Annotated in this window: 22 protein-coding genes; 13 read left to right on the forward strand and 9 right to left on the reverse strand. The window is 71.8% G+C overall.

Going from position 1 to position 21128, the window contains the following annotated elements; translation table 11 throughout:
- Positions 1-42 precede the first annotated feature (42 nt).
- On the forward strand, positions 43-1497 hold the full coding sequence (locus ACRB68_RS18850) for an alpha/beta hydrolase (protein ID WP_153533895.1): 1455 nt from the start codon (positions 43-45) through the stop codon (positions 1495-1497).
- A 332-nt stretch (positions 1498-1829) separates the two neighbouring features.
- A complete protein-coding gene (locus tag ACRB68_RS18855) occupies positions 1830-2423 on the forward strand; it encodes a hypothetical protein (protein WP_153533897.1) in 594 nt (197 codons plus the stop codon).
- A 739-nt stretch (positions 2424-3162) separates the two neighbouring features.
- On the opposite strand, the gene ACRB68_RS18860 is transcribed toward ACRB68_RS18855, so the two are convergent.
- Positions 3163-3387: a hypothetical protein gene (locus tag ACRB68_RS18860; protein WP_153533899.1), complete on the reverse strand. Its 225-nt coding sequence runs from the start codon at positions 3385-3387 to the stop codon at positions 3163-3165.
- Positions 3388-3423: 36 nt separating this feature from the next.
- Between ACRB68_RS18860 and ACRB68_RS18865 the strand changes: the two genes are divergently transcribed.
- Together ACRB68_RS18865 and ACRB68_RS18870 are read left to right on the forward strand one after the other, a co-directional pair.
- Positions 3424-4803, forward strand: coding sequence for an HNH endonuclease signature motif containing protein (locus ACRB68_RS18865; protein WP_153533901.1), 1380 nt, complete (start codon positions 3424-3426; stop codon positions 4801-4803).
- Between the two features lie 817 nt (positions 4804-5620).
- On the forward strand, positions 5621-6196 hold the full coding sequence (locus ACRB68_RS18870) for a UTRA domain-containing protein (RefSeq protein ID WP_235959439.1): 576 nt from the start codon (positions 5621-5623) through the stop codon (positions 6194-6196).
- Positions 6197-6209: 13 nt separating this feature from the next.
- On the opposite strand, the gene ACRB68_RS18875 is transcribed toward ACRB68_RS18870, so the two are convergent.
- From ACRB68_RS18875 to ACRB68_RS18885, 3 genes are all read right to left on the reverse strand, one after another.
- On the reverse strand, positions 6210-7007 hold the full coding sequence (locus ACRB68_RS18875; protein WP_153533903.1) for a GntR family transcriptional regulator: 798 nt from the start codon (positions 7005-7007) through the stop codon (positions 6210-6212).
- A 166-nt stretch (positions 7008-7173) separates the two neighbouring features.
- Complete coding sequence (locus ACRB68_RS18880) at positions 7174-7623, reverse strand: NUDIX hydrolase (RefSeq protein WP_328594405.1); 450 nt, start codon at positions 7621-7623, stop codon at positions 7174-7176.
- Entirely contained in the window at positions 7620-8381 is a 762-nt protein-coding gene (locus tag ACRB68_RS18885; RefSeq protein WP_153533905.1) for a GntR family transcriptional regulator, read from the reverse strand. The genes ACRB68_RS18880 and ACRB68_RS18885 overlap by 4 nt, the downstream gene beginning before the upstream one ends.
- A gap of 252 nt (positions 8382-8633) precedes the next feature.
- Between ACRB68_RS18885 and ACRB68_RS18890 the strand changes: the two genes are divergently transcribed.
- The 4 genes from ACRB68_RS18890 (at position 8634) to tgmC (ending at position 11499) form a co-directional block, all read left to right on the forward strand.
- Positions 8634-8885, forward strand: coding sequence for a hypothetical protein (locus tag ACRB68_RS18890; protein ID WP_153533907.1), 252 nt, complete (start codon positions 8634-8636; stop codon positions 8883-8885).
- A gap of 195 nt (positions 8886-9080) precedes the next feature.
- Positions 9081-9377 carry a putative ATP-grasp-modified RiPP gene (tgmA, locus tag ACRB68_RS40220; protein WP_194293364.1) on the forward strand — a complete coding sequence of 99 codons (297 nt, stop codon included), beginning with the start codon at positions 9081-9083 and terminating at the stop codon, positions 9375-9377.
- Positions 9377-10330, forward strand: coding sequence for an ATP-grasp ribosomal peptide maturase (tgmB, locus tag ACRB68_RS18900; protein WP_153533911.1), 954 nt, complete (start codon positions 9377-9379; stop codon positions 10328-10330). The genes tgmA and tgmB overlap by 1 nt, the downstream gene beginning before the upstream one ends.
- Positions 10327-11499 carry an ATP-grasp peptide maturase system methyltransferase gene (gene tgmC, locus ACRB68_RS18905; RefSeq protein ID WP_153533913.1) on the forward strand — a complete coding sequence of 391 codons (1173 nt, stop codon included), beginning with the start codon at positions 10327-10329 and terminating at the stop codon, positions 11497-11499. The genes tgmB and tgmC overlap by 4 nt, the downstream gene beginning before the upstream one ends.
- Positions 11500-11503: 4 nt before the next feature.
- Here tgmC and ACRB68_RS18910 read toward each other — a convergent pair whose 3' ends face one another.
- Positions 11504-12412, reverse strand: coding sequence for an NAD(P)-dependent oxidoreductase (locus tag ACRB68_RS18910; protein WP_153533915.1), 909 nt, complete (start codon positions 12410-12412; stop codon positions 11504-11506).
- 56 nt (positions 12413-12468) lie between these two features.
- Here ACRB68_RS18910 and ACRB68_RS18915 point away from each other — a divergent pair, with 56 nt between their 5' ends.
- Genes ACRB68_RS18915 through ACRB68_RS18925 form a run of 3 tightly spaced genes read left to right on the forward strand, consistent with a single transcriptional unit; the run spans position 12469 to position 14690 of the window.
- Positions 12469-12828 (forward strand): hypothetical protein, encoded by a 360-nt coding sequence (locus ACRB68_RS18915; RefSeq protein ID WP_153533917.1) that lies wholly within the window; start codon positions 12469-12471, stop codon positions 12826-12828.
- Positions 12825-13805, forward strand: coding sequence for a nitronate monooxygenase (locus ACRB68_RS18920; protein ID WP_153533919.1), 981 nt, complete (start codon positions 12825-12827; stop codon positions 13803-13805). Before ACRB68_RS18915 ends, ACRB68_RS18920 begins: the two co-directional genes overlap by 4 nt.
- 60 nt (positions 13806-13865) lie before the next feature.
- Positions 13866-14690, forward strand: a complete 825-nt coding sequence (locus tag ACRB68_RS18925; RefSeq protein ID WP_328594406.1) for a polysaccharide deacetylase family protein — start codon at positions 13866-13868, stop codon at positions 14688-14690.
- Here ACRB68_RS18925 and ACRB68_RS18930 read toward each other — a convergent pair.
- The 3 genes from ACRB68_RS18930 to ACRB68_RS18940 all read right to left on the reverse strand — a co-directional run bounded on the left by ACRB68_RS18930 (position 14687) and on the right by ACRB68_RS18940 (position 16464).
- Positions 14687-15655 carry a YihY/virulence factor BrkB family protein gene (locus tag ACRB68_RS18930; protein ID WP_328594407.1) on the reverse strand — a complete coding sequence of 323 codons (969 nt, stop codon included), beginning with the start codon at positions 15653-15655 and terminating at the stop codon, positions 14687-14689. The two genes, ACRB68_RS18925 and ACRB68_RS18930, sit on opposite strands and share 4 nt — an antisense overlap.
- A 66-nt stretch (positions 15656-15721) precedes the next feature.
- Positions 15722-15910: a hypothetical protein gene (locus ACRB68_RS18935; protein WP_153533921.1), complete on the reverse strand. Its 189-nt coding sequence runs from the start codon at positions 15908-15910 to the stop codon at positions 15722-15724.
- Between the two features lie 2 nt (positions 15911-15912).
- The gene (locus ACRB68_RS18940; RefSeq protein ID WP_153533943.1) at positions 15913-16464 is read right to left on the reverse strand and encodes a hemerythrin domain-containing protein; all 552 of its coding nucleotides are present in this window, start codon (positions 16462-16464) and stop codon (positions 15913-15915) included.
- A gap of 437 nt (positions 16465-16901) precedes the next feature.
- Here ACRB68_RS18940 and ACRB68_RS18945 point away from each other — a divergent pair, with 437 nt between their 5' ends.
- Positions 16902-17504, forward strand: a complete 603-nt coding sequence (locus ACRB68_RS18945; RefSeq protein ID WP_153533945.1) for a DsbA family oxidoreductase — start codon at positions 16902-16904, stop codon at positions 17502-17504.
- A 14-nt stretch (positions 17505-17518) separates the two neighbouring features.
- Positions 17519-20209 carry a helix-turn-helix transcriptional regulator gene (locus ACRB68_RS42510; protein WP_153533947.1) on the forward strand — a complete coding sequence of 897 codons (2691 nt, stop codon included), beginning with the start codon at positions 17519-17521 and terminating at the stop codon, positions 20207-20209.
- Here the strand turns inward: ACRB68_RS42510 and ACRB68_RS18955 are convergent.
- On the reverse strand, positions 20190-21083 hold the full coding sequence (locus ACRB68_RS18955) for an alpha/beta fold hydrolase (RefSeq protein ID WP_153533949.1): 894 nt from the start codon (positions 21081-21083) through the stop codon (positions 20190-20192). The genes ACRB68_RS42510 and ACRB68_RS18955 overlap by 20 nt on opposite strands.
- Between the last annotated feature and the right edge of the window lie 45 nt (positions 21084-21128).

The raw sequence follows: 21128 nt of genomic DNA on the forward strand, positions 1-21128 counted from the left end.
TGTATCGCTCCAGACGGCCGGCCGGAAATAGCGTCCCCGGCCATGAAGACAACCATTGCCGCCCTGACCCTGGCCCTATCGGCCACCGCCGCACCCAGCGCGGCCGCCCACACACCCCCGCGACTCGACTGGAAGTCCTGCGCCCAGGAGGAACTCGACCAGGCGGGCGCGCAGTGCGCGCAGCTCACCGTCCCGCTCGACCACTCCAAGCCCGGCGGCCGCACCATCACGCTCGCGCTGTCGCGCCTGCCCGCCACCGACCGCGCCCACCGCATCGGCACCCTGGTCCTCAACAACGGCGGCCCCGGCCAGGACTCGCTGGGCATGCCCGTGCCGATCCGCGCGGCCATGAAGGACGTCGCCGCGCGCTACGACCTCGTCGGCCTGGACCCGCGCTTCGTCGGGCGCAGCACGCCGCTCGACTGCGGCTGGCCCATCGGCATGTGGCTCCGCTCGGCCGGCGCGACCCGCGCCCGGTTCGACCACCAGGCCGCGGTGCAGCGCGACCTGGCCGAACGCTGCGGCAAGCGCCACGCCGACGTGCTCCCGTACGTCAACACGCGCGACACGGCCCGCGACATCGACCTCGTGCGCCGCGCCCTCGGCGAGCACCGGATCTCCTTCCTCGGCTACTCCTACGGCAGCTACCTGGGCGCCGTCTACGCGCAGATGTTCCCCGGCCGCACCGACCGCATGGTCCTGGACAGCGCGGGCGACCCGCGCAAGTGGGGCCCCAGGGCGATGCAGGGCACCGAGGCCGAGGCGGAGCGCGCGCTGCGCGGCTGGGCGTCCTGGGCCGCCGGCCGTCCCGGCTTCGGCCCCACCCGCGCCCACGTGCTCGCCACCATCAACGGAATCGTCGCCGCCGCCGAGAAGCGCCCGCTGCGCGTCGGCCCCTACGAGGTGGACGACCAGCTGATCCCCTACATCCTCTCCACCGGCCCCGGCAACGACCGCCCCGAGGCCCGCGAGTCGTTCGCCGCCACCGTCCGCACCCTGAACGAGGCCGCCCACGGCCGCCCCGCCGAGCCGGGCCCCGAGCTCAACGGGCTCCTCACCTTCGTCCTGACCAGCACCGGCTCCCCGCTCGCCAGCCCGGCCGCCGCGATCACCTGCGGCGACCGCGCCGCCCCGCGCGACCCGGACACCTACTGGACCGACAACCAGCGCAGCCGAGCGCGCCACCCCCTCTTCGGCCCCCTCAAGAACAACCTCTGGCCCTGCGCCTTCTGGCCGGTCCAGCCCCGCGAGCCCGTCACCCGCATCGCCAACGCCGCCCCCGCCCTGATCGTGTCCGCCACCGGCGACACCGCCACCACCTACAAGGGCAGCAAGGCCATGCACCGCGCCCTGACCGGCTCCCGCCTGCTCACCCTGCGCGGCGCCACGGCCCACGGCATCTACGGCGAATACGGCAACCCCTGCGTGGACACCAAGGTCAACGCCTACCTGGCCTCTGGCGTCCTCCCCGCGGGAAACCCGACCTGCCACCCCTGACCCGGCAGAACACCCCGGACGCCGGCGAGTGCCTCGAGCGCGACCATCTCTTCCTCCACGCCGTTGCGACGACGGCCACCGCCTCTTCCCCCGGGGGCGGTGGCCTCGAAGAGGCGGCGTAGATGTAATGGACGTCGAGGGTTGCCGAGGAACCGAGGGTTCAACAATGACTCACCCAGCGAGCGGCTCCCTGGGAGCCGATGTTGAATAGAGCGCGGATCGCGGCAGGTGCGGCGCTCGGTTCGGTCGTTGTAGGGGCATCGTTTGCCATGTGGCCCGCAGACGAGCGGCGCATACAGCCGGCGCCCTCTGCCCCGGCATGCTCTCTTCCGGTGTCCGTGCTGGCCGCAGAGAAAGACCTGCCCGGTTTCGTCAAGAACGATGAGGAACTCAACACCGGTCTTCCCGGCCGCCCGGGCTTCGGCGGCAGGCCTTCGTTCACCGGCTATGTATGCGGGCACTTCCGTGGCCTCCTCAACCGGGTCGCACTGACACCGGCCAACCGTAAGGACGAGGACCGGCATGCGGCGAAGCTGAACTACCCGCACGGTGAACTGCCCTATGTTCCGCTCGTCGGCCGGGTCGTACGGACACAGAAGACCGCACTTCTGGAGTTCTACGAGGGCGCCTACCAGTTCCGATCGCCCGCCGAAGCCCGTCAGTTCGCTGCCGGTTCCATCGGCTCCAACCGGTTGGACGACGCGCTCAAGGAGTTCCCCTACCGCGTCCCCGGAACCGAGGCCGTCGCATTCAGCGGCGCGATGGACGCTGAAGCCCGTGACGCCGAACACCTCTACCGGATCGTCGCCCGGATCGGCCGATCGGTGCTCACCATCAGCGCACAGGGCGGCCAGGAACTCAGTTGGTCCACAGTCCGGCCAATGGCCGGGACGCTCGTTGCCCGGCTGCAGCAAAGCCCTCCCTAGAGGGGCCCGATGGGACGCCGGCGGACGCGGGCGCCAGTAGACGCGATGGAGGAGAGTTTCACCGGTGGCGGTTCTCCTCCACTACAGCGAAGCAGCACGCCTATGCCCCCGCGGCTCGGCCAGGTTCCTGGTGGCCGGGTGCCCGAGGCAAGGCCCTGCCCGGATGTCGGGCAGGACCCGGCGGATCTCAGCGATCAGGTCGCAGAAGGCTTGCTGAGGGTGGGACGGGTGCTTACGTAGCTGCTTGCTGCGGAGTGAGAGAAAGCCGTCCTGTGGCGGGGTGGCTGGGCTCAGCAGCTACCTCCGGCACGCGTGCTGAGGCTTTTTGCTGGTACCGCTAGTTGGTTACCGCTAAAGGGTCGCCGAGGAAGGCGAAGGGGAGGGCGGGCGGCCAGGCGGCCGCTTGTTGCACCTTGCGTCTTTGACTTGCCTGGCTGGTAGCCGGCTGTCCTGGTCATGTTGCGGTGCTGCGATGCGGCGCTTTGTGAAGTGATGGAAGGACAGCCTGCGGTGCGGTGGCTGAGGTAGGTGGGTTGAGCTTCGCCTTCGGGAGGCTTCGAGGCTTACCAGCTGGACGCCTGGGTGTAGCAGCTGCTGCTGAGCTCGCGTGCTGGGGCCCTTGGGTGGAGGCCGTTAAAGATGCGCCGAGGGCGGTGTGGGGTAGGGAGCCGCATAGGTGGCGGCTTGTTGCGGCTTGGCGTTCTGGCTGCCGAGCTGGGTGGACGACTGGCCTTCGCGCTCAAGCTGGGTTGCATGACGCGGCGCTTTGTGATGTGAAGGAAAAGATGGCCTGCGGCGTGACGGCCGAGCTTGGAGGAGCGAGTTTCGCTTTCCTGGCGGGGGGGGGCAGGGCGGGGTACTGGTCATATTGCTGCGGCATTCTGATCGCAATACACAAAGCCGACAAAATGACGATGGTAAAGAATGCTGTTCGGCATTCCGGTTTATTGTGGACGATCTTCATTGGCTTTAAAATGGTGGGGAAGGTGGAAGGGGGTGGATGGGAATGGCTTCCCTGGCGGAGATCCGGGCATTTCGTGGTGAGGAACGGGAGTGGGAAGACCGTTCCTGGTTCCCGCCCGGTCCGCAGCTGGCGGTGTGCCTGTCGGGCGATAAGAACCGGCTGGGTGACCTCAGTGACGCGGAGTTGTGCGAGCGGATGGCCGCGGCGCGGCGCCAGGCCTCCTGGGCTCAGGCGCAGGAACTCGCGGCGATCGCCGAGCTCGCCGCTCGCCGTCACGCCCAGGACGAACACCATGATCCCGACTACCGCATCCTGTCGGCGCGCGAATCGCTGCTGGAAGAGGTGTCGGTCGCGCTGGCGGTGACCGGGAACGCCGCAGCGACGCTGGTGCACCTGGCCGAACGCCTGGCGCATCAGCTTCCCGGGACGCGGGAGGCGTTGCAGGCGGGGCGGATCGATCTGGCCAAGGCCCGCGCCATCAGCGACGCCACCGACCACCTGCCCGACTCGCTGTGCGCCCGCGTCGAAGGAACCGTCCTGGACGGGGCCGGAGAGCGGACGACGGGCCAGCTGCGCGGCCGCATCAAGCGCCTGGTGCGGCGGCTGGCACCCGCTGAGCTGGAGGAGCAGACCCGGCGGACGGTCAAGGGTCGGCGGCTGGAGCTGTGGGAGTCCGGGCACGGCGCCGCCGGCCTGGCATTGATCGACATCCCCGCCGACGACGCGGCAGCGGTGCACAACAAACTCACCGCTGTCGCGCACGGCCTCAAGCAGGACGGCGACGCCCGGCTGATCGACCAGATCCGCGCCGACCTGGCCCTGCAACTCCTGCACGGCGTCCCCCTGCCCGACGCCGTCCACACACTCCCGGCAGAGGCAGAGAACCCGCCCTCGCTCCCCAGCGACCTTGCGGCAGCCGAGGAAGACAGCGACTCGGTCGCCGAGATCGTCGGCCATGCTGCGCGGCGCAGGCTGGAGGAACTGCGCGCGCATGTGGAGTTCCACGGGCGGCTGGCCGACCTGCCCCGCCTGGCCGCGCGCGCCGTCGAAGACCTGCACGAGCGCCTGGCCCCGCTGCGCGACACCGCCTGCGACCACGGCAAGCTCGGCTACCGGCCACCCACCGCGCTGCGACGCCAGATCGAAGCCCGCCACACCACCTGCGTCTTCCCCACCTGCAACCGGCGCTCCGAGCGCTGCGACATCGACCACACCACCCCCTATGGCGCACACGGTGCGCAGGGAACGACCTGCAGGTGCAACCTCGCCCCGCTGTGCCGACGCCACCACCGGACCAAACAAACAAGCCGGACCAACGAGACGGCCGGGTGGCGGTTGTTCCAGCCCTGGCCCGGCGTCCTGATCTGGATCACCCCTGCCGGAACCTGGCACATCACCCTCCCCAGCAGGCAGTGACCCCAGCCAGATACGTCAACGCCCCAAGGCGGCGGGAGCATGACCGCCTTACTGCTGGGACGCCGCCCTTGCGGCGATCGCGCCACACTCGAAGCCGTCTGCGGGTGAGCTCAGGCTGAGCTGGTCACCGTCGATTGGGCCTGCCGTGACGCTGTATCAGTGCGAACGCGATCCCAGCTGCGCACTCACCGAGGACACACCTGCGCCCAAGCCGCCAACCTGCCGTCTAGCCCGCCCGACCTGCCCGGCGCGCCCAGGAACGCCGGTCGCCTCCAACCATCGACGGCCGCGAACGACCCGTCATGGCGTGGTGCCGAGGATGCGGTATCAGAGGAGGTTCTTGCCGTCATGAACGCGCATGCAGGGACCGGTGCCTTGCAACGCGTCGGTGAGGTGGACCGCGAAGGCCTCACCCATGCGCACGGGCGGCACTGACGGGGAGAGCCAGGCGGCCTCGTCGGTCGAGTGCGCGGCTCCGCTGCTGCCCCGGCAGCGGAAGCCCGGCGAGACGACGCCGCGTCCTATAGTTCTTGTAGACGCCGGTCAGTGTTCGGGCTCGACCTTGGGGCATGTCTCTTCCACGACCTCGCGCTACACGGTGTCGCGTGGACCCTTCGAGCTCGACCACCTCGCTGGGCTGTACCCAGGCGCCGTTGTCACGGCGCTTGATGGCCAGCACGCGGCCCTCGTCCCGGATGACGGCTCCGCCCGCGCTGACCGAGTGGCGGGGTAGGTCGGCCGGATAGTGCCGTCCGTCGTCGGTCATGCAGGTAGTCCAGCGTGACGCGTAAGTGCTCGCAAGCATGATGCGCCGTCCATGATGGATGTCGCGGGAAGTATGCCGACTGGTGAGGAGCGCGCTGTGTGGGTCGCGAGTTCGCTGCCGTATCTGTCTCCTCGGAGCGAGGGGCAGGCGGACCCTTGGTCGCAGGAGGCGGCGCAGGAAGGTCGGCGCGGCACTCAGCGGATCCGCGAGGTCGTCACGGAGGTGCCGCCCGTCGAGGTGGCGGCGGCACTGGGGCTGCCGGAAGGCGCGCCGGCGGTGGTGCGGCGGCGGACGATGCTGCTGGACGATCGGCCGGTCGAGCTGACCGACTCGTGGTACCCGGAAGCGATCGCGGCCGGCACGGCACTCGCCATGCCGGGCAAGATCAAGGGCGGTGCCGTGACGCTGCTGGCCGGCCTCGGCTACACCGTGCACGAGTCACGCGAGGAGATCGAGGTGCGCGGCGCCACGCCGCAGGAGGCCGCCGAGCTGATGATTCCGGCAGACGCACCGGTGATCGTGCTGCGGCGGACGTGCCTGACCGCCGCAGCGGTGCCGTTCGAGGCGACGGTCATGGTGATGGTCCCCGAAGGGCGACGCCTGCGCTACCGGTTGATCGAGGGCTGATCGGCGCCGCGGGTCAGAACTCGTCCAGGCCGCCGACCTGGCCGATGGTGAAGATGTGGCGGGTCGCCGCGCAGATCGTTTCGAGCGTGTGGACGGGTGTCCCTTCCGTGGAGTAGGAGGCCCGGAGCACCTGGACGACCCACTCGCCGGGGTCGAGCGCGAGGGTGTCGGCTTCGAACCGCGTGGCGGGGCGCGCGGTGAGGGTCTCCTCCGCGTGGCCGAAGGCGTAGCCGAGCGCGGTGAGCGCGGCCTGGAGCGAGGGAGAGACGAACTCCGGTTCGGCGATGCGGGTCCCGGTGAACAGGTCCGCCCGGAAGTACGAGGTCGCGATGCGGACGGGGATGTCGTTCGCGGTCATCATCTTCCGGCGCGCGATGACCTCGTCCCCGGCCTGGACGTGCAGGCAGGCAGCCACATGGTCGCTCGCCGGCTCCACGCCGACATAGAGCATCCGGCGTCCTGGGGTGATGCCCTGCCGCTCGGCCTCGGTGAGGAAGAGCGAGGCCGAGCCCCGGGTGGCCGGGTCGGTGGGCAGCGCGCGCTGCACGATCACCTTGGGGTCCTGGCTGACCGGCGGGGCGGGCGCCTTGGCGGCGGGGCCCTTGCGCATCTGCGAGACGCGGCCCGGGGTCACGCCGAGCGCCTTGGCGATCTCCTCCAGGGAGTGCCCGGCCTCACGCGCCTCGGCGATCGCCCCGCGCCGCACCCGGGCCGCCTCCTCGGTGATCCCCTGCTGCTCGGTCATCGCCCGGCTGACGGCCCGGGCCCGCTCGATCGGATCGGCGATGGCGGATATATCGCGCAATGTCATCAAGTCCACGAGATCAGCACTCCGGTTTCCCCAGGACGGGCTTGATGACGATACCCAGTGGCGAGAACGCTGCCGAAGGTATAGCCGAGCGCGGTGAGCGCAGCCTGGAGCGGTGGCCGCTCTGATCTGACCACCGGCGGCCGCGAACGACCCGTCGTAGCGCGGTTCAGAGGAGGTTCTTGCCGTCATGAATGCGCATGCAGGGTCCGGCGTCTTGCAACGCGTCGGTGAGGCGGACCGCGAAGGCCTCGTCCATGCGCTCGGACAGCTCTGACGGGTCGAGCCAGGCGACCTCGTCGGCCTCGGCGGTCGGGCGCGCGGTTCCGCCGACGACCCGGCAGCGGAAGACGAGTGAGACGATGCCGCGTTCCATGTTCTTGTAGACGCCGGTCAGCACTTCGGGCTCGACTTCGACGCCTGTCTCTTCCAGGATCTCGCGCCGCACGGTGTCGCGGGGGTCTTCGTCGAGCTCGACCACTCCGCCGGGCTGGACCCAGGCGCCGTTGTCGCGGCGCTTGATGACCAGAACGCGGCCGTCGTCACGGATGACAGCCCCGCCCGCGCTGACCGAGTGGCGGGGCAGGCCGGCTGGATAGCGCCGCCCGTCGTCGGTCACGGCTCTTGCCGCCAGCTGTAGCTGAGGCGCCACTGGAGAGCGGCGAGGATGTTCACGCAGGCTTCGACCGGACGGTCCTGCGCGTCGATGGCGACGCGCAGGACCTCGAAGACGGGCTGGCCCTCAGAGATCCGAAGGAACCTCGCTTCGGCGGGGTCCGGGGCGCGGACCTCGATCTCCTCGGTGAAACGAACAGGCTCGTGTCCGCGTTCGGCGAGCCTGGAGTAGATGCCCGTGGGGCCGGTGTCGGGCAGTGCCAGGTCGGTGCTGCCGGCGTAGCTCATCGGTATGTACGAAGTGGCGATCTGAAGTGGCACATCTTCGGCGAACATGTGGCGATGGCGGATCAAGGTCCGCTCCGTCTCGCCCAGCCCGAAGAGCTCGGCGATCTCTGCGGGCGGGATGACAGTATCCACGCGGACGAGTTCCGTCCGGGGCGTCAGGCCGGACTTCCGCATCTCCTCGGCATATGCGCTGCTGCCCGTATGGGGTCGGTGCTCTTTGTCGATCCGGCGCACACGTTTCACCGTGGGGATCTCTTGAACGTAGGCACCTCGGCCATGCTCGACCCGGACCAGGCCTTCGGCTCTGAGTACTGCGATGGCCCGATTGATCGAGGTCTGGTTGAGGCCGTACCGCCGTGCCAGTTCCGGCTGACTCGGCAGTGTCGAGCCGGGCGGATGGTCGCCGCGCTTGATCGCGTCCCGCAGGTCGTCGGCGACCTGCTGGTACCTCGATCGCGGCGACTCCAGGTTCATCGCTCACCTCGGCCTGTACGTGGGCTGGGACCGTCATCACCGTATCGCCAGAGCGATCTCAGGCAGCAGCGTGCACTTCGGCTCCGCTCACCTGACTTACTGGTGAGCATTGGCTACCTTATGTGTTCTCACATATGACATAACCATAGAGTGCTCCCAGCGGTCTTGACAGCAGAAGGCCGCCGCGCGGCCGGGGTTTGAGATTGGAACCCTCTCCCGGCCGCGCGGCTTCCACCTCACCAAGGAGGCAGGATGACGATACCCAGTGGCGAGAACGCTGCCCAGGACTCGGAGGACGCCGCGCTCGCCACACTGCGTCGCGACTTCGCCGGCCACCGGATCTGGCGCTCGACGCGCCACGACGGGAAGCCTGGCGACTGGGTCGCGACCCTCCACGACCCGGGCATGGGGGTAGACGCCACCGTCATGCAGCCGTCGCCCGACGAGCTCCGCGCGTCCCTGGAAGCAGAGGCACGGCGTGCCCAGGAGCGGCGGTCGCTCTGAGGAGCGGTCGTGGCCTTCGGACTGGTGGGCCGCATGGCCGGCGAAGACCCGAAGCGCTTGCTGAGGCGTTCACGCCGTCAATTTTCGTCAACGATCCGAGTGCGCCGCAGCCTTGGCCGTCACGCTCTTGGATGGAGGCGTTGCGCCACCCCTCCAGCGGTTGTCACCACTTCCCGAACAGGAGTTGATGTCCCGATGTTCATGAACGCGGACCGTCTTCCTTGCGGTGGGCCACGCCCCGATGCGCCGGATGCCGTGCGCCCGTGGGGTCTGCGCCGGATGGCTCCCTACAAGCACACGATCAGCGTCGGTTTCGTCGCGACGCACATCGATCCCGTCACCCAGATGGGCGCCGCCGCTGACGGCGAGCTCATCGGGGCCAGGCACAAGAGGTCCAACACCGGCACCGAGAACCCGACCGGCACGGGCGGGGGCGATGGCCAGAAACAGGGCGGGGACACCGATCATTCGCAAGACAGCGACCAGGACTGATGGCCGGTCAGCGCCCTGTGCTGGTGGTCACCCAGCCGGACGACGTGACCGCCGACGTCGTCATCGCCGAGCTTCATCGGCGCGGCGTCCCGGTCGTGCGGTTCGACTCAGCCGATTTTCCGCACGCCCTCACCTTCTCGGCGCGTATCGACGGTGCCGGGCTGCGCGGGGATCTGGCGACCGCATCGCGCCGGGCCGAGCTCGGCGCGGTGCGGTCGCTGTACTACCGGCGTCCCCGTGGCTTCGCCTTCCCCGGACTCGACGAGCAGGACGCCCGGTTCGCGACCTTGCAGGCCCGTTTCGGGTTCGGTGGCGTGCTGGCGTCCCTGCCGGGCTGTCTGTACGTCAACCACCCGCACGCCATCGCCGACGCCGAGTTCAAACCGGCACAGCTCACCGCGGCGGCCGACCTCGGGTTCACCGTGCCGCCGACCCTCGTCACGAATGATCTGGCCGAGGCGCGTGCCTTCGCCGCTGAGCAAGGGCCGGTCGTCTACAAGCCGTTGCGGGCCACCTCGTACCGCCAGGACGGCCGGCCCCGCACGGTCTGGGTCGCCGAGGTCGATTCTGCCGACCTTGACGAGTCGGTCGCCGGGACCGCTCACCTGTTCCAGGCCAAAGTGGAAGCCATCGGTCATCTGCGGGTGACCGCGATCGGCGATCAGGTGTTCTGCACCCGGATCGACGCCGGCGACCTCGTGGACTGGAGATACGACTACGACGCGCTGACCTGCACCACCACTCGTCCACCGCCCGGCCTGTCCGAGTTGGTCACCGCCTACCTCAAGCGCTTCGGCCTGGTCTTCGGTGCCTTCGACTTCGCCCTCGACCCCGGCGGCCGAGCGGTGTTCCTGGAATGCAATCCCAATGGTCAATGGGCGTGGCTGGAAGACGAGACCGGCCAGCCCATGACCGCTGCGCTCGCTGATCTCCTTGAACGGGGAACCGCATGACCGTCGACTTCGACACACGCGCCGCGGCTCTGCGGCACGAGCTCGCAGACGAACTCGAACGCACTCGCGACCTTCGCTCGCCCGCATGGCGCCGCGCCATCGAGCGGGTTCCGCGGCATCTGTTCGTGCCCGAGTTCTTCCAGCGGACCGACCCGCCTGGAAAAGGCACGTTGTGGGCGCCGGTCAGCAGCGAGCATGACACCGGCCGATGGCTCGACCTGGCTTACCGGAACGAGACCTGGGTGACGCAGCTCGACGGGCATATCGCCCCGCGCGACGCGGCCGGGCCCGTCATGGGTGAGCCGACGTCCTCGTCATCGCTGCCGGGACTTGTCGTGCACATGCTGGAACTCCTGGACATCGCCGACGGTATGCGGGTGCTGGAGATCGGCACCGGCACCGGCTACTCGTCCGCGCTCATGTCCGACCGGTTCGGCGGTGACGTCATCACTTCGGTCGAGTTCGACCCAGGTGTCGCGGCCAACGCCGCCGCTGCGCTGCGCCGCGCCGGTTACGCGCCGCGCCTGGTGGTCGGCGACGGCCTCGAAGGCGTCCCCGAGCACGCGCCTTACGACCGGATCATTGCGACATGCTCGGTTCGGTATATCCCGCGCGCGTGGCTCGATCAGGTTCGTCCGGGGGGCCGCATCCTGGTTCCGATGACGGGGTGGTTGCACGGTCACGGGCTTGCTTTGCTGGAGGTCGGCGACGATGGGACCGCCGAAGGCCGGTTCCTGCCCGGGACGATCTCGTTCATGATCGCCCGTCCGCAGGCGGCGCCTGAGATCGGCGATGAGCGGCGGAGCGCGGTGTTCCGGGCGCTCGCCGGTGCCGAGCCGCGGCCGGCCGTCGTCGGTCCGGACATCCGTGACGACTGGACCGGACTGTTCGTGGCGCAGCTCGGTGCGCCCGCGGCACAGCAGCAGACGATCCGCATCGACGGCGGCCCCTGGGTCGACTACTTCATCGACGTCGCGAGCGGGTCGGCCGCCTCGCTCACGCCCGAGCCCGGCGGCGGGTGGTCCGTCCGGCAGGTCGGCCCGCTTCGCCTGTGGGACGACGTCGAGGCCGTCGTCGGCCGCTGGCGTGCGGCGGGCAGCCCTCCGCAGGAGCAGTTCCGCATCCGCACGAACGGGAAGTCGCAGACGGTGTCGTGGTGCATGCCGTAGGGCGTCAGCGGACGCGGTGGAGGAGCTCCTCACCGGCGACCAGGCGGCGGCAGTTCTCTTCCGCGACGGCGAAGTAGCGCGCCCACGTCTCGCGGGTCAGCCAGGCCGCGTGCGGCATCACCACGACGTTGTCCAAGGCGAGGAGTGGGTTCGCGGCGGGCACCGGTTCCTGCTCGAAGACGTCCAGGCCCGCGCCGGCCAGATGGCCTGAGGCGAGGGCTTCGAGCAGGGCCTTTTCGTCGATGACGGCGCCCCGGGCGGTGTTCACCACGATCGCGCCCGGCGGCAGCAGGGCTAGGCGGGCGGCGTTCAGCAGGTGGTGCGTCTCCTCGGTGAGCGGGATGTGGACCGAGACCACGTCGCTCGCGCGCAGCAGGTCCTCCAGCGGCCGCCACGCGGGGTCGTCCGGCCGCGGGGTGCGGGTCGTGAACAGGACGCGGGCGCCGATCGCGGTCAGCATGCCGCGCAGCAGCGTCGCGATCTGCCCGCCGCCGAGCAGCCCGACCGTGCGGCCCGCGAGCTCGCCGCCGGTGAGGGACGGGTCGGCCGGCCAGCCCCGCCCGGCGCGGGTGCGGGCGTCGAAGGGGACGACGCGGCGCAGCGCCGCCAGCATGAGCAGCAGCGCGGTCTCCGCGACGGCCTGCGCGTTGGTGCCCGGCATGTTCGCGACCGCGATGCCGCGTTCGGCCGCCGCGTCCAGGTCGATGGTGTTGACGCCGGTGCCGAGCTTCTGGATCAGCCGCAGCCGCGGCGCGCGGTCCAGGTCGGCGGCGGTGAGCGGCCGCAGCACGTGCCAGACGACCTCGGCGTCCGGCAGGAGGGACGCGAAGCGCTCGTCGTCGTGTTCCGGGCAGGTGACGATGTCGAGCCCGGCGGCGGTGTGCTCCATGTCGTAGTGCAGCAGGACGCGCATCGGTGCTCCTCTTCGCGGCTGGTGGACCCGGCTCTTTCAGGTCTATCTTGCCGATCATGGAGCGTGGGCAGGACGCGGGTGTGGCCTCGGCGCTGCGCGCCGCCGCCGAGCTGGTGGCGTGGGTCGCCACGCCGTGGGCGCTCGCGCCGCGTTCGTGGGTACTGGCCGTGGTGTCGGTGGTCGTGCTGATCGGGCTGCCGACGGTGTTCGCGACGCCCGGCGACAAGAAGTCGGTGATCGTCGCGGTGCCGGGGTGGGTCACGGTCGGGCTGGTGCTGCTGCAGCTCGGCGCGGCGGTGGCGGCGTCGTGGGCCGCGTGGCCGGTGTGGGCGGCGGTGCCGGTGAGCGTGCTGTGCGCCGTAGTCGTGGTGACGGAGCTGCCGCGCTGGCGGTGGCTGCTGAGGGGGGACGCATGACTGAGTGGATGCCGGAACTGCCGATCGTGCAGGCGCCCATGGCGGGCGGGGCGGGCACGCCCGAGCTGGCGGCGGCGGTGGCGGAGGCGGGCGGCCTGGGGTTCCTGGCCGCCGGGTACAAGTCCGCCGCGCAGATGCGGGACGACATCGTCCGCATGCGCGCGCTGACGTCCCGGCCGTTCGGGATGAACCTGTTCCTGCCGTCGGAGGACCCGGTGGACGCGGCCGCCGTCGCCCGCTACCGCGAGCGCCTCGGTCCCGGCACCGGCACGCCCGGCCCGCGCGACGACGACTACGACGCCAAGGTCGCCGACCTGCTCGGCGATCCGCCCGCGCTGGTCAGCTTCACCTTCGGCATGCCGGCGCAGGACGTCGTGCGGGCCTTCCAGGACCGGGGCGTGTCGGTGGTCGTCACCGTGACCTCGGTGGACGAGGCGCGGGCGGCGAGCAGCGCCGACGTCCTGTGCGTTCAGGGCACCGAGGCCGGCGCGCACCAGGGCTCCTTCACCAATGACGACCGGGAGCGGCTGCCGCTGCGCACGCTCCTCGCCGCCGTCCGCGAGGTCACCGCGCAGCCGCTGATCGCCGCCGGCGGGATCGGCGACGCCGCCGCGGTCGCCGATGTCCTGGCTCTCGGCGCCGTCGCCGCGCAGGCCGGGACGGCGTTCCTGCGCTGCCCCGAGAGCGGCGCCAACGCCGTCCACAAGGCCGCCCTCGCCGACCCCGCCTACACCGAGACCGCGCTGACCAGGGCGTTCACCGGGCGGCCCGCGCGCGGCCTGGTCAACCGCTTCCTGGCCGAGCACTCGGCGCACGCCCCCGCGGCCTACCCCGACGTCCACTACGTGACGTCGCCGCTGCGCAAGGCCGCCGTCGCGCGCGGTGACGCCGGGGGCGTGAACCTGTGGGCCGGGACGTCGTGGCGGCTGGCGCGGGAGGCGCCCGCCGCGGAAGTTCTGGCCTCCTTGGCGGGATAAATCCCGATTCCCCGATAGATTGCTGGAGATCAGCTGAAGGCGGTCACGGGGAGGCCGAAGGTGCGGTACGGGGGACTGCGGGCGCTCGCGAGCGTCCTGGCGATCGCGGCGTTAGCCGCGGCCTGCGAGAAGCCGGTCGCGTCGGGGCCGCCCGGCACGCAGCCGGGGATGCGGCCGGGCGGCGGCGAGAACTCCGCGGCGGCCTGGGCCAAGTGGGGGCTGAAGCCGCTGCCGGCCGCCCCGCACACGCCCGACGCCAGGCCGCTGAAGCGCCGGAAGGGCGCCCCGGTGCCGGTGTTCTCCAACGTCCCGACCAGGGACAAGGTCGTCTTCGTCACCCTCGACGACGGCGCCGAGAAGGACCCGAAGTTCGTGGAGATGCTCACCGAGCTGAAGGTGCCGGTGACGATGTTCCTGACCGACTCCATCATCAGGAACGACTACGGCTACTTCACCAGGCTGCAGGCGCTCGGCAACCACGTGCAGAACCACACGATGACGCACCCGGTCATGCGGCAGCTCGGCCCGGAAGGGCAGCGGCAGCAGATCTGCGGCGACCAGAAGGTCCTGACCAGGCAGTACGGCACCGCGCCGAAGCTGTTCCGGCCGCCCTACGGCATGTGGAACTCGCTGACCCAGCAGGCCGCCGCCGAGTGCGGCATCGAGGGGATCGTGCTGTGGACGGCGTCCATGCAGATCCACGACATGCAGTACGACGACCCGAACAAGCGGCTGCACCCCGGTGACGTCCTGCTCGCGCACTTCCGCGGCCCCGCGCAGCTGAAGGGCACGACGATGACCGAGATGTTCGCCAACATGCTGAAGCGGATCCAGCGCCAGGGCTTCGCGGTGGCCCGGCTGGAGGACTACCTGCGGGTGCGTTAGAGCCCCGGCTCGTCGTCCTCGTCCATCGTGCGGGTGTCGCGCGGCTCGGCGAACGGCTCGTCGCCCGCGGGGACCCCCTCGGCGATCTTGCGGCCGCGCACCAGCTCGGCGTCGAACTCGGCGCCGAGCAGGATCGCCACGTTGGACACCCACATCCACACCAGGAAGACCACCACGGCGGCGAGCGCGCCGTAGGTCTTGTTGTAGGAGCCGAAGTTGGACACGTACACCGCGAACCCGGCCGAGGCGACGATCCAGGAGCCCATCGCGACCAGGCAGCCCGGGGTGACCCAGCGCCAGCCCGGCTGCCGCACGTTCGGCGACGCCCAGTACAGCGTGGCGATCGCCACCATGACGACGCCGAGCAGGACGGGCCACTTCAGCACGTTCCAGCCGGTGACGAACGCCGACCCGAACCCGAGCAGCTTCCCGGTCTGCTCGGCGAGCCGCCCGGTGAAGGTCACCGCGATCGCGCTCAGCCCGAGCATCAGCACCATCGCCAGCGTGAGGCCGATCCGCAGCGGCGCCAGCTTCCAGAACGGCCGGCCCTCGGGCATGTCGTAGACGGCGTTCATCGCCCGGATGAACGCCGCCACGTACTTGGACGCCGACCACAGCGCGACGGCGAGGCCGGCGAGCGCGAAGACGCCGGCCGTCGGCCGGGTGCCCTGCATGCTCTGGATGATCGACACCAGCGTCTCGCGCAGCTGGCCGCGGGTGATCTGCCGGATGTTGTCGATCAGCGTCTGCTGGCCGGACACCCCGGCGAGCCCGACCAGCGACACCACCACCAGCAGCCCCGGGAACAGCGAGAGGATGCCGTAGTAGGTGAGCGCGGCGGCCCAGTCGAGGAGCTTGTCGTCCTGGAACTCGCGCGCGGTGCGCTTCAGCACCCCCCACCAGCCGCGCCGGCCCAGCTGGCTCGGCTTGTCCGGCGCCTTCCGCAGCAGCACCTTCTTGGTCACGCGCGTCCCCCTCCTCGGTCGGCGGTCCTTTACCCGGCGAGGACGGGTCGATGCGTGTTTTGTCCGCTATGGAATCTCGGTCTGCGGAGTGTAGCCCTCGGCCTCCCCGCCGGGCCCGTCATCGGGCGCGTTCGGCGGATCGGACGGGCTCGGCGCGTGCTCGTCGGCGAACTCGTGGGAGTCCTCCTGCGGCGCGCCGGCCTCGGCCCGGCGGTCGGCCAGCGGCCGGTCGTCGTCGTTCTTGCGCTCGCCCATGGTCAGCCACGCACCTTCGCGATGGCGTCGCGGGCGCGGTCCACGACGGCCGCGGCCGGTCCGGCCAGCAGGTTCTTGGCCACCGACTCGGTGCCCTGGTGCGGGTGCGTCGGCGCGACGGCCTCGGCGGCCTTCACCGCGGCGGCCATGCCGCGCAGCTGCTGCTCGGTCGCCTTCTTGGCGATCTGCGGGAACTCCTCGCGCTCCTCGTGCGCGGCGTGCTCCTCCACGTCCTTGCGGAACTGGGCGAACAGGGCGTCGAACTCGTGCGCGTCCGGGCCGAGCCGCTCCAGCTCGGCCAGGGTGCCCTTGGCCTGGTTCTCCTCCTCCAGCCGGGCGTCCACGACCTTGTCGCCGTCGCTCAGCTCGCGGCGCGCGAACGAGTGGACGACCTCCTCCTCGGCGGTCTCGTGGACCGCCAGCAGATGGCGGAGCCGGTCGAAGGCGTCGTGGCGGACGGCTCCGGTGTTGCCCTCCACGATCGTGAACAGGCGCCGGATCTCCTCGTGCTGCGCGCGCAGCAGGTCGACCACGGTCTCGTTCTTCTCGGTCATGCTTCCTCCGCTTGGATGAACGGTTCGGGCACTGACCTCCTGCCCGCTCAGCGGGCTTCAATCACGACGGACCCCGGGGCCGCCGCACGGGGGGGATGATGCGGCGGCCCCGGGGCGTCCGCGTCCCGGCGGCACCGGAGAACGAACCGGGCGCGGACACGCCGGGCGGGCTGCCAGGGGGGCGTTTCGGAAGCACCGCCCGGACGGGCGGGGAGAACGGCGGAGCGCGGCGCGGAACGCTCCGCAGGGCTCCCCTGCTCGGAGCGGGCCTCGCTGCCGGACCCGTATACAAAGGACGATAACCCGGCCCATAGCACCAGAGAACATTGGCGCCGGGGTGAGGAAGTCCTACCTTGCCGCGACGGCCGGTCATCTGACGGATGCCGCGCGTGCCGTCCGCTTCCTAGCGTTCCAGGGGACGAGGAAAGGGAGCGGACATGAGGCTCGACATGGTGCTGGACATCCCCTGCGTGTGGTCGTATTTCGCCTTCGCCCGGCTGAAGCGGGCCGCCGCCCGGTTCCGCGCGGCGGGCGGTGAGCTGGAGCTCGCGTTCCTGCCGTACCAGCTGAACCCGGACGCGACCGTCGAGGGCGAGCCGAAGGTGGAGGTGCTGCGCCGCTCGTTCGGCGACGACACCGCGGACGCGATCGCGGGCATCACCGCCAAGGCCGCCGAGGAGGGGCTGGTGTTCCGGCACGAGGGCGCGGTCATGTCGAACACCTTCGGCGCGCACCGGCTGATCGCGGTCGCGTCCGCGCAGGGCAGGGGCGAGGCGATGGTGGGGCGGCTGTTCCGCGCGCACCACTCGGACGGGCTGAACGTCGCCGACCCGGCGGTGCTGCGGCGGCTCGCCGCCGAGACCGGGGTGGCCTGGCGCGACGGGGGCGAGGCGGAGCTGCGCGCCGAGCTGGACCGGGTGCGCGGGCTCGGGCTGCGCGGCGTCCCGGCGTTCCTGCTGGGCGGGCGGCTGCTGGCGGGCGCCCAGTCGGAGGAGACGCTGTTCACCGTGCTGCACAACGCGGGCAAAACCGCAGCTTGAGTAGGGTTGCCGACATGCTTGAGGGGCGCCGCGCCGAGACAGAGGCGATCGAACTGCTGCTGGAACGGGCCCGCGGGGGGCGCAGCGGCACGCTGGTCGTGCGCGGCGAGGCCGGGATCGGCAAGTCGGCGCTGCTGGCGCACGCCGCGGACGCCGCCGCCGACATGCGGGTGCTGCGCAGCACCGGCATCGAGAGCGAGCACGGCATGCCCTACGCGGGCCTGCACATGCTGCTCGGCCCGCACCTGGCGCAGGCGGACTCGCTCACCGGGCCGCAGGCGCGGGCGCTGCGCGGCGCGCTCGGCCAGGGCGAGGCGGCGGCCGGCGGCGACCGGTTCCTGGTGGGCCTCGCCGTGCTGACGCTGCTGTCGGACCTGGCCGAGGAGCGCCCGCTGCTCTGCCTGGTCGACGACGCGCACTGGCTGGACGGCCCGACGGCCGAGGCGCTGCTGTTCGCCGCGCGGCGCCTGGACGCCGAGCCGATCGCGATGCTGTTCGCGGCCCGCACCCTGGACGCCCCCGAGTTCGCCGCGCCGGGCCTGCCGGAGCTGACGCTGGCCGGCCTGGACGACGCGGCCGCCGAGTCGCTGCTGGCCGGGCATGCCGCCGGGCTGTCCCCGAACGCCCGCCATGTGATCCTCACCGAGGCGATGGGCAACCCGCTCGCGCTGCTGGAACTGCCCGCCGCGCGCCGTGAGGACCGGGCGGCCGGCTCCACCTACGAGCGGCTCCGCCGGACGTTCGCCGAGCGCCTCGCCGCGCTGCCCGAGGCGACCCGGGCGCTGCTCGCCGCCGCCGCGTCCGACGACCTCGGCGACCTCGGCGTCGTGCTCGCCGCCGCCGGGCGGCTCGGCGCGTCGGCCGCCGACCTGGAGCCCGCCGAGCGCGCGCGGCTCGTCCGGTCCGGCCAGGGCCGCATCGAGTTCCGGCACCCGCTGATCCGCACCGCCGCCTACCAGGACGCGCCGCTGCGGCTGCGTCTGGCCGCGCACCGGGAGCTCGCCGAGGTGTACGCGGCGCGCGGCGACGTCTGCCACCACGCCTGGCATGTCGGGCGCGGCGCGACCGGTCCGGACGAGGGCGCCGCCGCCGTGCTGGAGAAGGCCGCCGAGGTCGAGCGCGCGCATGGAGGCAACGCCGGCACCGCGGTGATGTACGAGAGCGCCGCCCGGCTCAGCCCGGACGCCCGCGACCGAGGCCGCCGCCTCGCGGTCGCGGCGCGGGCCGCCGCCGACGCCGGGATGCCCGCCGAGGCCGTCCGGCTGGCCGGCGACGCCGCCGCCGACCTGGCCGACCCGGTGGAGCGCGCCGGGCTCGTCCTGCTGCGCGCCTCGCTCGCCGACGAGCAGGACCGCGCCGGGGAGGCGCACCGGCTGCTGCTCGCCACCGCGCTGGAGGTGGCCGGCCGCGACCCGGGCACCGCCGGCCGGCTGATGTTCGAGGCCGCGCTGTCGGCCGGGAACGCCGGCGACTTCGGCGCGCTCGCCCGGACCGCCGAGCGGGCGGCCGAGCTCGGCGTGCCGGACGCGGCGCGGGTGCGCGCCGTCGCCACGATGTTCGCCGGGCAGCAGCCGCTGAAAGCCGGCGGCGTCGCCGCGCTGCGCGACCTGCTCGACTGGATGGGCGACCGGGCCGGCCCCCGCGACCGGGTGCGCGCGGCGCTCTGGCACATCATGCTCGGCGACCCGGCGGGTGCCCGCGCCATCGCCGCGCCGCTGGAGGAGCGGTTCCGCGCCGACGGCGCGATCGGGCTGCTGTCCCCGGCGCTGATGGTGCTGTCGCGGGCGCTGCTGATGCTCGGCCGGTCCCGCGACGCGCTGACCGCCGCCACCGAGGGCATGGACGTCGCCCGCGACACCGGCCAGCACCGCATCCGCATCTACCAGGCGACCGTCCTCGCGCTGCTGGCCGCGCAGCGCGGCGACGAGGCCGAGTGCGCCGCGCAGGCCGCCGAGGCGCTCGCCCGCGACGTGCCGCCGAGCAGCGTGCACGCGGCCGGCGCGCTCGCGCTGCTCGACCTCGGCCTCGGCCGCCACGAGGCCGCGCTGCACCGGCTCGCCGCACTGCTGTCGGGGCCGGACCGCCAGGGCGGCATCGGGAGCCTGCCCGACCTGGTGGAGGCCGCCGTCCGCGCTGGCCGCCCCGAGGAGGGCCGCGACGCCGCCGCGGCGTACCGCACGTGGGCCGCGCAGATCGGGCGGCCCTGGACCGATGCGATCGCGCTGCGCTGCGCGGCGCTGCTGGCCCCCTCCGACGACGTCTACGCACGGGCCGTCGAGCTGCACCGGCAGGACACCGTCCCGTTCGAGCGCGCGCGCACCGAGCTGCTCTACGGGGAGTGGCTACGCCGCTCGCACCGCCGCAACGATGCGCGCGCGCTCCTGCACTCCGCACTCGACATCTTCGAGCGGATGGGCGCCACCCCGTGGGCGGAGCGCGCGCGCACCGAACTGCGCGCGGCGGGGGAGAGCGTCGTCGACGCCGGCGTGCGCGACGAGGACCTCGCCGCCCGCCTCACCCCGCAGGAACTGCAGGTCGTGCGGCTGGCGGCGGACGGGCTCAGCAACCGCGACATCGGCGGCCGGCTCTTCCTCAGCCCGCGGACCGTCGGCTACCACCTGTACAAGGCGTATCCGAAGCTCGGCGTGACATCGCGGGGCGAGCTGGCCCGCCTCGACCTCGGGATCACCGCTTCGTCCAGCTGACGATGGCGTCGGCCAGCCCGGCGTGCACCTCGGCGGGAAAGCCGTGGCCCATCCCCTCGACCATCAGCAGTTCGGCGCCCGGGACGGCCTCGGCGATCAGCGCGGAGTGGCCGGGCTTGGCGGGCTCGCAGGTGCCCTCGATCGCCAGTGTCGGCGCGGTGATCCGGCCGAGCGCGTCCGCCGGCTCGAAGCCCGGGTCGGCGGCGAAGGCCCGCTGGTGGTTGGCGACCGTCGCGGGGTCGCGGTCCCGGTCGAAGATCCGCTCCTCCTGGCGGCGCTGCCCGTCCTCGTCGAACGGCAGCCCGGTGCCGTGCAGGACGCGGGCCAGCCCGATCTGGAAGTCGATCAGCGAGGCGCGGTCCGGCGCGGGCGGATTCACCGCCGCCTTGCCGAAGAACTCGATCAGCTCGGGCCGCGGATAGGGCAGGTCGTGCGGGCGGCGCGGCTCGCCCATCAGCGCGCGGGTGAACGTCTCGCCCTCACCGCGCCCGAGCGGCGACGAGGCGATGACGGTGAGCGTGCGGACCCGCTCGGGGTGCTCGGCGGCGATCCACTGGCCGAGGATCCCGCCCGCCGAGTGGCCGACGATGTGCGCCGAATCGATCCCGTAGCCGTCCAGGACGGCGAGCGCGTCGTCCTTCACGTCGGCCCACGTGTAGGGGGTCGCGGCGAAGTCCAGCGCGCTGGACCGGCCGGTGTCGCGGTGGTCGTAGCGGATGACCCGGCGGCCGGCCGCGGCGAGCCGGCCGACGAGGGCGTCCGGCCAGGTCACGCCCTGCGCCATCGACCCGGCGATGAGCAGCACCGGCGGGTGCGCCGGGTCCCCGAACTCCTCGGTCCACAGCTCGACCGGCCCGTTGGTGATGATGCGCATGCGGTGCTCCTGTCCGTTGTGCTGATGACCAGGAGTCTGGCCGGA

It is taken from the genome of Actinomadura macrotermitis, from assembly GCF_009604375.1.
Classification (GTDB): Bacteria; Actinomycetota; Actinomycetes; order Streptosporangiales; family Streptosporangiaceae; genus Spirillospora; species Spirillospora macrotermitis.

Excerpts from the sequence above, each read along its gene's own strand:
- ACRB68_RS18860 (WP_153533899.1), bottom strand. The coding sequence starts at position 3,387 with ATGAAGATCGTCCACAATAAACCGGAATGCCGAACAGCATTCTTTACC.
- ACRB68_RS18940 (WP_153533943.1), bottom strand. The coding sequence starts at position 16,464 with ATGACCGAGAAGAACGAGACCGTGGTCGACCTGCTGCGCGCGCAGCAC.
- tgmB (WP_153533911.1), top strand. The coding sequence starts at position 9,377 with ATGGCCGGTCAGCGCCCTGTGCTGGTGGTCACCCAGCCGGACGACGTG.
- ACRB68_RS18955 (WP_153533949.1), bottom strand. The coding sequence starts at position 21,083 with ATGCGCATCATCACCAACGGGCCGGTCGAGCTGTGGACCGAGGAGTTC.
- ACRB68_RS18945 (WP_153533945.1), top strand. The coding sequence starts at position 16,902 with ATGAGGCTCGACATGGTGCTGGACATCCCCTGCGTGTGGTCGTATTTC.
- ACRB68_RS18870 (WP_235959439.1), top strand. The coding sequence starts at position 5,621 with ATGATGGATGTCGCGGGAAGTATGCCGACTGGTGAGGAGCGCGCTGTG.
- tgmA (WP_194293364.1), top strand. The coding sequence starts at position 9,081 with ATGTTCATGAACGCGGACCGTCTTCCTTGCGGTGGGCCACGCCCCGAT.
- ACRB68_RS18850 (WP_153533895.1), top strand. The coding sequence starts at position 43 with ATGAAGACAACCATTGCCGCCCTGACCCTGGCCCTATCGGCCACCGCC.
- ACRB68_RS18890 (WP_153533907.1), top strand. The coding sequence starts at position 8,634 with ATGACGATACCCAGTGGCGAGAACGCTGCCCAGGACTCGGAGGACGCC.
- ACRB68_RS18885 (WP_153533905.1), bottom strand. The coding sequence starts at position 8,381 with ATGAACCTGGAGTCGCCGCGATCGAGGTACCAGCAGGTCGCCGACGAC.
- ACRB68_RS18935 (WP_153533921.1), bottom strand. The coding sequence starts at position 15,910 with ATGGGCGAGCGCAAGAACGACGACGACCGGCCGCTGGCCGACCGCCGG.
- ACRB68_RS18910 (WP_153533915.1), bottom strand. The coding sequence starts at position 12,412 with ATGCGCGTCCTGCTGCACTACGACATGGAGCACACCGCCGCCGGGCTC.
- tgmC (WP_153533913.1), top strand. The coding sequence starts at position 10,327 with ATGACCGTCGACTTCGACACACGCGCCGCGGCTCTGCGGCACGAGCTC.
- ACRB68_RS18920 (WP_153533919.1), top strand. The coding sequence starts at position 12,825 with ATGACTGAGTGGATGCCGGAACTGCCGATCGTGCAGGCGCCCATGGCG.
- ACRB68_RS42510 (WP_153533947.1), top strand. The coding sequence starts at position 17,519 with ATGCTTGAGGGGCGCCGCGCCGAGACAGAGGCGATCGAACTGCTGCTG.
- ACRB68_RS18915 (WP_153533917.1), top strand. The coding sequence starts at position 12,469 with ATGGAGCGTGGGCAGGACGCGGGTGTGGCCTCGGCGCTGCGCGCCGCC.
- ACRB68_RS18865 (WP_153533901.1), top strand. The coding sequence starts at position 3,424 with ATGGGAATGGCTTCCCTGGCGGAGATCCGGGCATTTCGTGGTGAGGAA.
- ACRB68_RS18875 (WP_153533903.1), bottom strand. The coding sequence starts at position 7,007 with ATGACATTGCGCGATATATCCGCCATCGCCGATCCGATCGAGCGGGCC.